Annotated in this window: 5 protein-coding genes; all 5 read right to left on the bottom strand. The window is 44.3% G+C overall.

Annotated elements, in window-relative coordinates; all coding sequences use genetic code 11:
* Positions 1–146: 146 nt before the first annotated feature.
* Positions 147–6581 (bottom strand): endo-beta-N-acetylglucosaminidase, encoded by a 6435-nt coding sequence (locus G5A70_RS13675; RefSeq protein WP_173750087.1) that lies wholly within the window; start codon positions 6579–6581, stop codon positions 147–149.
* 417 nt (positions 6582–6998) lie between these two features.
* Positions 6999–7529: a ribosome hibernation-promoting factor, HPF/YfiA family gene (hpf, locus tag G5A70_RS13670; RefSeq protein WP_173750086.1), complete on the bottom strand. Its 531-nt coding sequence runs from the start codon at positions 7527–7529 to the stop codon at positions 6999–7001.
* A gap of 237 nt (positions 7530–7766) precedes the next feature.
* On the bottom strand, positions 7767–8117 hold the full coding sequence (locus G5A70_RS13665) for a hypothetical protein (RefSeq protein ID WP_173750085.1): 351 nt from the start codon (positions 8115–8117) through the stop codon (positions 7767–7769).
* A gap of 177 nt (positions 8118–8294) precedes the next feature.
* Positions 8295–9053, bottom strand: a complete 759-nt coding sequence (dapB, locus tag G5A70_RS13660; RefSeq protein WP_173750084.1) for a 4-hydroxy-tetrahydrodipicolinate reductase — start codon at positions 9051–9053, stop codon at positions 8295–8297.
* Positions 9054–9099: 46 nt separating this feature from the next.
* On the bottom strand, positions 9100–9990 hold the full coding sequence (dapA, locus tag G5A70_RS13655) for a 4-hydroxy-tetrahydrodipicolinate synthase (RefSeq protein ID WP_173750083.1): 891 nt from the start codon (positions 9988–9990) through the stop codon (positions 9100–9102).
* Positions 9991–10006: the final 16 nt, after the last annotated feature.

Below are 10006 nucleotides of genomic sequence, written 5' to 3'. Positions count from 1 at the left end.
TTGGCACTTTGGGCAGACATATTCATTTTTGAATTACAGTTTGCGGAAACTCAAGATAATTCCACGAAATAAAGGAAAGCAGAAGCCGTCCTCGCAAAATCCGGTTTCTGCTTTCCTGCAGTCTTTCTTTTATCTTCTACTGCTGCTTATTTTTTCTGTTTTTTCTTCCAATACCACAGACCTCCAGCTGCTGCAAGAATCAGGACTCCCGCCAGAATCCAGCCATAAGAAGCTTTCTCTTCTTTCTGGACAGTTTTATCTTTTTCTGCCTTTTCTGAATCAGCGGTGTCTTCCGTCTCCTTGTTGGAATTCTCTTCACCGTCTCCCTTTGCCAGAAGAGTTTCTTCTTTTGTTTCCTTTCTCTCTTCCGTCTGTTCTTCTTTGCTGCTTTGTGACGCTGTGTTATCACTGTGCTGTCTTCTGCTGCGAACTGCATAGTCTCTGGTACTGCTTACCGGTTTCTTAGAAGGAGCCTGGTGGGAAGGAGTTTCCAGTTTCTCTTCTTTAGCTTCTTCCTGCTGCCCTTCTTCTGTTCCCTTGTCTTGGTGCTGTTCTTCCTCAGGTTCTGATTCCGGCTTCTGCTCCGGTTTCTGCTCTTCCTCAGGTTTTGTTTCCGGCTGCTCAGGTTCTGCTTTCACCAGATTTGTCATAGCATCATCCAGTTCAGAAACGGCCGCATCCACTTCCGCCTGCGTTGCATATTCATCCTCTGCTGCCTGACGGGTCTTCAACAGTGCCCCTGTAAAGGCACGGGCACTTTCCTCGGTGTACAGAGCAACATCCATTTTCTCTGCCTCCTCCAGCATATCCAAAAGTGCCTGTTTCTCTGCTTTGAGTCTTGCATTCCCGACTTTCCATGCCAGGTCTGCTGCTGCCTGATTCACTTCTTCCTGTGTTGCGTCCGCTTTTTCCAGAACTTCTTTTGCCTTTTTGGTTTCCTCACTTAAACCTTCCAGTGTTGCCGCAATATATTTGTCCTTTTTAGCAAGAATATCTTCTGCTTTTGCTATCACATATTCCAGTTCTGCAGTATGAACCTTTACCTCCAGATGAGCCACGGCCTGCAGCAGATTATTGTATGCCAGTTCCACATCTTCTTCAAAGGCATTGTCGTCTTCTGCCACTGTTTTTGCTTCTGCAAGTTTCTCTTCCAAAGTCTTTACACTTGCATCTGTATAGCCGCTTGTCTCCATGCTTTCCACACGAGCAATCAGATTCAGAAGTTTTTCTTTATCTGCCATAGGACGAATTTTGTTCAGAGCCTCCAACAGTTTATCGCCTGCTGCATCTACTTCCTCCTGCGTTGCATTTGGATTTTCAAAAACAGTTTTGGCTTCCGTCAGAGCAGTATTTAAAGCATCCATGGTTTCCGGCGCCTTATCTGCTGCATTTTCCAGTTCTTTTTCTGCGAGTTCAATAAATACATGCAGCACCGTTTTTATCGGTTTCACCCGCAAGCCGGTCAATGCCTCTGAAAGCTCCTGTTCTGCCGCATCAATTTCATCCTGTCCTGCAAATTCATTTTCTAAAAGTTCCTTTGCCTTTGCCAGTTTTTCCTGGAAAACGGCCCAGGTAGCAGGCGTGTAGTCCGTCTCCTTCTTTCCTTCACAGGAAGCAGCCAACTCTTCCAGATAAGACTTATCCGCGGTTACTTTTACCTTGACCGAAGCCAGTGCTTTGCCTTCTCCTACTCGGTATTCTGCCGTGTAGTTTCCTGTATTTTCAGGTACAAACGGATTTTGACACGCGCTTCCATCTTCTTTGGTAATCACAACCTTCATACCTTCCGGCATCTTTGCAGCCGCCTCAATATCGTAATCTTTTGCCAGCCATTTTGCGTCAGTCAACTCTGCAATTTTTGTTCCTCTGACTGTTTTTACTTCTTTGTAGCAGTTTTTCATATAGTCCAGCATATCCACCGCTTCGCTTCCCTGTTTTAGTGAAAGTTCTGCCGGAATGGTCTTATAATCCACTACTGCTTCCGGTTTCTGATTGCCGCTGGTAACACCACTTGCAATGGTTTTCTTCTCGAACCCTTCCAGTTCCACCACAACGGCTTCTCCTTTTCCTTTGTTTAACACAGTAAATCTCAAGTACTGCGCCTTCACCGGAGTTTTTAACGTATTTTCAGTCTGATACTTCTCATTCTTCTTTACAGCAGCCAGTTCTTTGTAATCCTTTCCGTCTTCGGAATATTCCCACTTGTACTCTGCCGGGAAGTTATCCTTCTGGAAAGTTGCTCCCACTTTGGAAATATCTTTTGCTTCTCCAAGATTGATAACCGCCTTCCCATTTGTATCCAGATAATAAATATCTGCATTCTGGTCTTTCTTTCCATCTACCATGACTTCCGGTTTTTCGTGACGTCCCTGCATCACGTCTGCGGTTACATTCCGTCCCTGTGTTACATTTGTATATTTCTCCAATTTTTCAGGCGGATTCTTCTTCAGATTTTCTTCCACCTTTGCAGCCAACTTGCCTTCTGGAGTTTTCTCACTTAAATCCAGCTTATTTCCACTGATATCCAGAGCGTAAATATTGGCATATTTTCCATTTTCGGAAACTTCCAGTTTTTCCAGATTTCCGGTATTCATATACACCAGAACCAGTTTTTCACAGCCTGTAATGTCTGCCTGTTTCAGCTTATCCATTCCGCTGTTTCTCAGGTCGATGGTTTCCAGACCCCCACAGTTTTTCATACTGAGCGTTTCCAGCGTTTTGGGCAGATTCTTTGCATTTACTTCTTTTACCTTTGTTCCGTCTAAAATAAGTCCTTTGAGTTTCTCCATTTTTTCCAAACCAGTAAGGTCTTTCACTGGAAGATTGGTCAAATCCAGAGTGCCCTCATAGGTGCTTAACTGGTCCACAGATTCAAAGCCCGTCTGCTCCTTAATAGCTTTTAAAAGCGCTTCATCCGGAATCACCGAGCTGTTAATCGGTACAATTTCTACCAGTTGTCTGGCTGCCTTGTCCAGCTTTACCCGCTGGGTCTGAATGGTCATTTTATCTGTTTCATCCTCTGCCTGAGCAAAAGCTTTTACTTCTTCAAACACTGGTTGGAATTTTTCCCAGCTTTCTTTGGAATAATGACCTTTATTTGCTTCATAGTCTGCACATACTTCCTGAATTCTGGATTTATCTGCTTTCTTTAAAAGCCCGCATTCTGCCTGTTTCAATTCCATTCGCACCGCATCCGCTTCCGCTTTTGTAGGATTTCCTTCCAAAAGTCCGGCCGCCTTTGTGCGTGCAGAAGCAAACGCACCCCAGGTAGAATCCAGATACTCTTCTTCAAAGAATCCTCTTTCATACATATTGACCATTTCTGCCAGGGTTCCCTGATAAGCCGGAAGCGCCCCCACCTCTCCATAGGCCAATTCCAATCTTTCTGTATCTGAATATCCAGGTGCATGAATGGTATAATATACCGTTCCGCCTTCTTCTTTTAATGGTACGCTCTCCAAAAGAATTTTCTTATCTTCGCCTGCAGGAGCGGAATGCAGAATGGGTTTTAAGGCATCTTTGCTGTCATAAACCTTCACTGTAGCTTCTTTGGGAAGTCCGCTGATTTCCAGAGCGCCGTATGCACCGGAAAGGTTCACACCGGCTGCCTCTCCATAAAGCTTTGCCTGAGCCTCTGGAATTTTCTTTCCATCCTCCGGCGGATACGCCACACTGGAGCGCTGAGTAGTAACCGTTTCCCCCGTGGATGCATCCTGCACAGAATACCAAAGGCGTCCGCCCTCTGGTTTGAGTTTCAGATTGTCAAACTGGGCAATTCCCACGGCGTACTGCTTATACACATTATCCGGCTGCTGGGCCCGAACCTGTGCAATGGGCTCTTTTGCATCCATGCTGTCATAAAGAGATACCACTCCGGTTTTCTCATTTACAGTTCCATTCGGATAAGAACCTTCTGCATAAGGCATGCCCACATTGTCAATAATCACCTTATCCTGATTGCCCTTTTCGTTATAAACGGTAACATTTCTTTCCAGCGGAGCTGTAGGCACCGCTACACTGCCTTCTCCTTTTTCTCCATACAGTTCCATCTCGTAAATACGGATTGCAGACCATGGACTGTTATCTGAGTCTGTAATGTGCAGCTTGATATACCGGGCTTTGATTGGCCCATCCAGATTTCTGTCTGTCACATTCTGCTTATTGCCGGTTACCTTGTCTGCCTCTTTATAATTCAGCTTTTTCACGCGTTCCGCTGCAGTTTTATCCGTTGGGTCCAACACTGGCTTTCCGTCATCCGGAGCATATAAAAGTTCAAAATCTACCGTATTGTAGTTTACACCTTCTCCGGCTCCTCTACAATTCGCATGATAAACAATCCAGCGGCTGATATCCACTTCTTTCCCCAAATCCAAATAAGCGCTTCCGCTGTTTGCCGTACCACACCATTTGCTGGAAGGAATAACACCATCATTGATTTTATCTACCGGGCCATCTGCTGCACAGGGCACATCACACACGGCCGGAGCTCGAAGAGCAAGATTTTCTCCCAACTCTGCACTGGGACCAAAGCCGTCCGGCACCTCTTTGGGCCATGCAATCTTAATTTCTCTGGAATCACCCTCAATTCCATTTTCACTGATAGAAGTAATCTTAAAGGTTGCTTCTTTTTCCCCTTCCAGCTTGCGGAATTTTGGAATGTAGAACGCATCGGAAGGAGTAGCACCTACAAATTCTTCCTGTCCATCCGGACGTACACGGTGAATAATATCGATAAAAGAATGTTCCCCCTTATCCCAGTAAATTCTTGCCTCTGCACTTAAATCCGTAGGATAAATCACATCATCCAGTGTAATCTCTCCCGGTGCTTCCGGCTGGGATTTGTCTGTCACAATCCCCATCTTTCCAATATTCATGCTATAGTCATCCACACCGCCTGCTGATTCCAGTTTCAGAGAAATCGCACTGACCCTCTGTCCGCTTTCATCTGCAAGAGGAATAGACGCCTCTTTCCAGCTTTCATCTCCCTGAATTTCCACGGGATAGAACTGGAAATTCTTATCTTCATATGTATCGCCAAAACAAAGTCCCACAGACAGTTTCACATCGCTGTTTTTCTTTGTCTTGTAAACCAGTTCAAACGTAGAGCTGTCTGTAATATCCAACTGAGTGCTGTACAACTTGATATGATTTGCCTTGCCTGCGCTTAAACCACCGCTGATTTTCATGGATGCACCGCCCCAGTAGGCATCTTCATAATCAATCTTAGGCTCCACCTTTTTTGCGCCGTCTTCGGCATCTACAATCCAACGCCAGGTCGGAAGCACTTCTGTCAGAGAACGGTTGTGCCAACCGCTTTCCATGCCGGTCACTGCACCGTTTTCGTAGAATTTATAGCCGTTTCCCGGATTAAAATGTGTTACGAAATCTGTTCCCAGAACCGGTGTCTGGTCTGCTACCAGATTGGCAAAACCACAAAATTCATCGTCGGGGCGATTGGTGGATGACGGGTCAAAATCCGGTCCCACCCAGAGTTTCTGGTCCTGCACATTCATAAAGTCATCCGAATTTTTCGACTGGGTTAAAGTAGACGTAGGGGCCAGAATACCAAGGGAAATCTTCAGCTTCCCGTCCTTATCCAGTCTCGTGTGGTAATCTCCTCCCTTTGCACCGTCCTGCATAGGAATGTACTCCCAGGTAGAATGGATGTCCCACTTATCTCTGTCTGCTTCATAAGTTGCGTCTATCGTACTGTCTACGTTTCCGTTTCCGGACATATCCAGCCACCACTCATCCGTAATACGCTTGTCTTCATCCTGCATCCAGGCATCAATAGAATCTGCTCCCAGCGTTCCGCTTCCGTTGTACCAGCTGATTCGAAAATTTTCCGGGGCTTTCTCCTGCATATAAGCCAGAAACTCTTTAAACCCACTGACACCTGTACCGGATTCCGCATTGAAAATATAGCCATCAAAACCATAATACTGAGCCACTTCAATCAGCTTATCTGCGCATGGATAATTGCCCTGTTCGTCCTGCGCCACCAGTTCCCGCACAAATCTTCCGCCATACTCCTCATCCCCCCACGGAATGAAAATCGTACCGGTTGCCTGCACTCCATTCCGGTGAGCGGAATCAATGTGCTCCGGAGACGGAATACAGATAGGTCCTTCTGCTGAAGAACCGCCCCAGAAATTGTAGGTGTCTATATACTGGAAATTATTGAAGGCATAGACAAAATCTCCTTCTCCTCCCTGGGATTCTGCCTCACTGGCCCTTGCGTTAGACATGGCTAGAGGCATTACTTTGGCATCCCTGGAAGCCAGAGGATTTACACTGGGTCCCATATACCTCTGCCGCAGAGGAATGGAACTCCGGTTATACCGTGCATCCGGGTCATTATCCGGACTCCAGTTCTTCAATTCTCCTATCTGCAGACAGGTTCCATATGGCTGCAGCGACTCCTTTTGATAGTAATACTGGTTGGGAATGGGCAGGTTCTCCGGCCAATACCCCAGACCAGCTGATGCCTGCACCGTATCTGCCGGAACTGCAACTCCCGATGCAAGACACACACCGCTCAACATGACAGCCACGGTCTTTTTCAAGCTTTTTTTCTTCATGGTTTCCCCTTTCTTGGTACATAATTAGTAATATTGTTTTTGCTTTTGTTACCTTACATTTAGAGTATACATATTCCCTATATTTTTTCAATACTTTTCTTATATCAACTTACATTTTATCTGTTTTTCCTAGTTTTTACATTTATTTTTTGTACATTTTTCCGCTTTTTATTTTTATGTAAAAAACGCCATGCACATCATGCACGACATCATCTTTTGTTATCTTCCTTTTTTTTGTTTGTTTACCTATTTTTATGTTAACTTTTAATTTTGTTACTTAACATTATTCTTATTCCAAATTTCATTTTCCTGATAACTGGCAAACAAAAAAATACCGTATACACAATCTCAGACTGTATACACGGTATTCTTGCTATCCTTTTTTCTTTTTATTCTTTATGCTGCTCCGTACCTGATTCAACCAAAATCCGGCTCAATCAAACCATAAGTATTGCCTTTTCTCTTATAAACCACATTGACTTCTTCTGTCTCTGCATTGAGAAATACAAAAAAGTTATGTCCTAAAAGTTCCATCTGCACACAGGCATCTTCCGGATACATAGGCTTGAAGCCGAATTTCTTGGTACGGATAATCTTAATTTCATTCGTATCCTCTTCGTAGTCTTTTTCCACAAATTCCGGCTGGAAACCTACACTCTGCTTTTTATCAATAATCTTATTTTTGTATTTTCTTAACTGCCTTTCAATAATTTCTTCTACCAAATCAATGGAAACATACATGTCACTGCTTACTTGTTCGGAGCGGATAATATTTCCTTTTACGGGAATGGTAACTTCTATTTTCTGCCTTTCTTTCTCCACACTCAATGTAACCATGATTTCTGTGTCAGAGGTGAAGTACCGTTCCAACTTTCCTAATTTATCTTCGACTGCATTTTTCAGTCCCTGTGTGACCTCAATATTTTTTCCGCTTATAACAAACTTCATTATGTCCAACCCCTTTTACATGTATTTTACAAGAATGAACCTTTGGTCTTGTAATGTATCCTTATTATACCAATATTCCTTCTCAAATTCAAGAGTTTTTAGAAAATTTAGAAATTGATTATATTTTGTATAACCGAATCCAATACTTTCCCGGACTCTGTATGTAAAGAAAAGTTTTGCGCTCTTTTACACTTTTAATAGAAAAGCAGCACAAAACTTCTCTGTTTCTGCGAGAATCTAGCGGTTATTATCTGTCTCTGTGTGGGTGCGTTCTCCTGCTGCGTTGGTATTTCCCCCCATATCCTCTGCACCGTTACGGATATCCTCACCCAAATCTTCGATACCGTCTCCTATGGCTTCCCCGGTATCCTCTATTACTCCGTCGCGACTTCCTGTTCCGTCTGTTGTGCTGTCTGTTCTGTTCGTTCCATTCGTGTCTCTGTTGGTGTTGGTGTTGTTTTTGTCTCTGGCGTCCTCTGTCGTGGTATTTCCATTGTTATCCTTTGTCGTGTTGTTTCCACATGCTGTCAATGCACAGAAGCTCATAGCCAGAAGCAGCCCCAAAGATATTTTTCTTAGATTTTTCATAAGATTGTCTCCTTTTCTTTTAAGTTCTGCTGTTAATATGCGCATACCGGACACTTTTTATGCAGGAGACATACAGAACCATTTTTTTCATAAAAATTTATAAAACAAAAACTGCCCCAAAAAACGCTCCGAAAAAGTCTCTGCTTCTCTATAACGCTTTCTGTGACAGCTCTGCTTTTAGCCGTTAATTACATGACTCATATCATACATACCTGCTGGTTTTCCGCTGAGGAATTTCGCCGCTTCCACGGCGCCTTTTGCAAATACAGTTTTGGAATAAGCCGTATGCCTGAATTCAATCACCTCGTCCGGACCTGCAAAAATCACTTCATGGTCTCCGACAATGGTACCGCCCCTGACTGCGGAAATTCCGATTTCTTTGGTATCTCTCTTTTCTCTGGTCTGGCTTCTGTCATACACATAGTGATACTGGTTATCCATGGCCTCATTGAGGCTGTCTGCCAGAGCCAGAGCCGTACCGCTTGGAGCATCTACTTTTAAATTATGATGGCGCTCCACAATTTCCATATCAAAACCTGCTGCTGCAAGCACTTTTGCTGCATCCTGCAAAAGCTTCAGCAAGGTATTAATTCCCAAAGACATGTTTGCCGAGCGCAGCACTGCGGTTTCCTGTGCCGTTTTTTCCGCTTTCTCCAGCTGCCCGGAAGATAAACCTGTGGTACAAAGCACCAGAGGCAGTTTTTTCTCCCTGCAGAAATCCAGCACCCCGTCTACCGCTTTGGCAGAAGAAAAATCAATCATCACATCTGCCTGCACATCACATTTGGTTATATCCGTAAATACAGGATAAGTATACAATCCCTTGTCTGCAACATCCACACCTGCCACAATCTCCGCGCCGCCGTCTTCAGATACCAGCCCGGAAATCACCTGCCCCATATGGCCATTACAGCCATTCATAATGATTCTGACCATCTTTTTATCCTCTTTTCTTTTGCAGTTTCTCTACTTTCCTCTCTTCTTATGCAAGTTTCAGGCCAAAATCTGTCATGGCCTTTTTCAGCGCCTCCTTATGTTCCTCTTCCATCTCTGTCAAAGGCATTCTAAGAGGCCCTACTTCTTTTCCCATAAGGTTCATAGCCGCTTTTACCGGAATGGGATTTACTTCGCTGAACAGTGCGTGTACCAGCGGAAGTGCTGCCAGCTGCATTTCACAGCTTTCCTTCACTTCCCCTTCCATAAACTTCGCTACAATTTCATGGGTATATTTGGGCGCTACATTGGACAATACGGAAATAACACCCTTTCCTCCCAGGGAAAGAATGGGTACAATCTGGTCATCGTTTCCCGAATAAATATCCATTTTCCCTTTTGTCAGCGCTGCAATCTGCGCCACCTGGGAAATATTTCCCGATGCTTCTTTGATACCTACTATGTTTTCCACATGCTCTGCAAGATATGCAGCCGTTTCCGGGGTAATGTTGCAGCCGGTTCTGCTGGCCACATTGTACAGGATAATAGGAAGTTTCACTGCATTTGCCACAGCTGTGTAATGGGCAATAAGTCCCTTCTGTGTCGCTTTATTATAATACGGAGTCACTAAAAGCAATCCGTCTGCACCATACTGCTCTGCCTCTTTTGACAGATAAATCGCGGTCTCCGTACAGTTTGAACCTGTTCCTGCAATGACAGGAATTCTTTTATTGACTTTATCAACTGTATATTTGATAGCCTCCAGATGCTCTTCATGGGTCATGGTGGAAGATTCGCCGGTAGTTCCGCATATAATAACGGCATCTGTTCCTTCTGCAATCTGCTCTTCCAGAATTTCTCCCAGCTTTTCAAAATTCACGTCTCCGTTTTCCTTCATCGGTGTGACAATGGCTACACCTGCACCTGTAAAAATAGACATACGCTTCCTCCTTCAA

It is taken from the genome of Blautia hansenii (assembly GCF_013304445.1).
In the GTDB taxonomy this organism is placed as follows: Bacteria; Bacillota; Clostridia; order Lachnospirales; family Lachnospiraceae; genus Blautia.
Note: the sequence above shows the minus strand (reverse complement) of the source record. Positions and strands in the feature narration are given on the sequence as shown.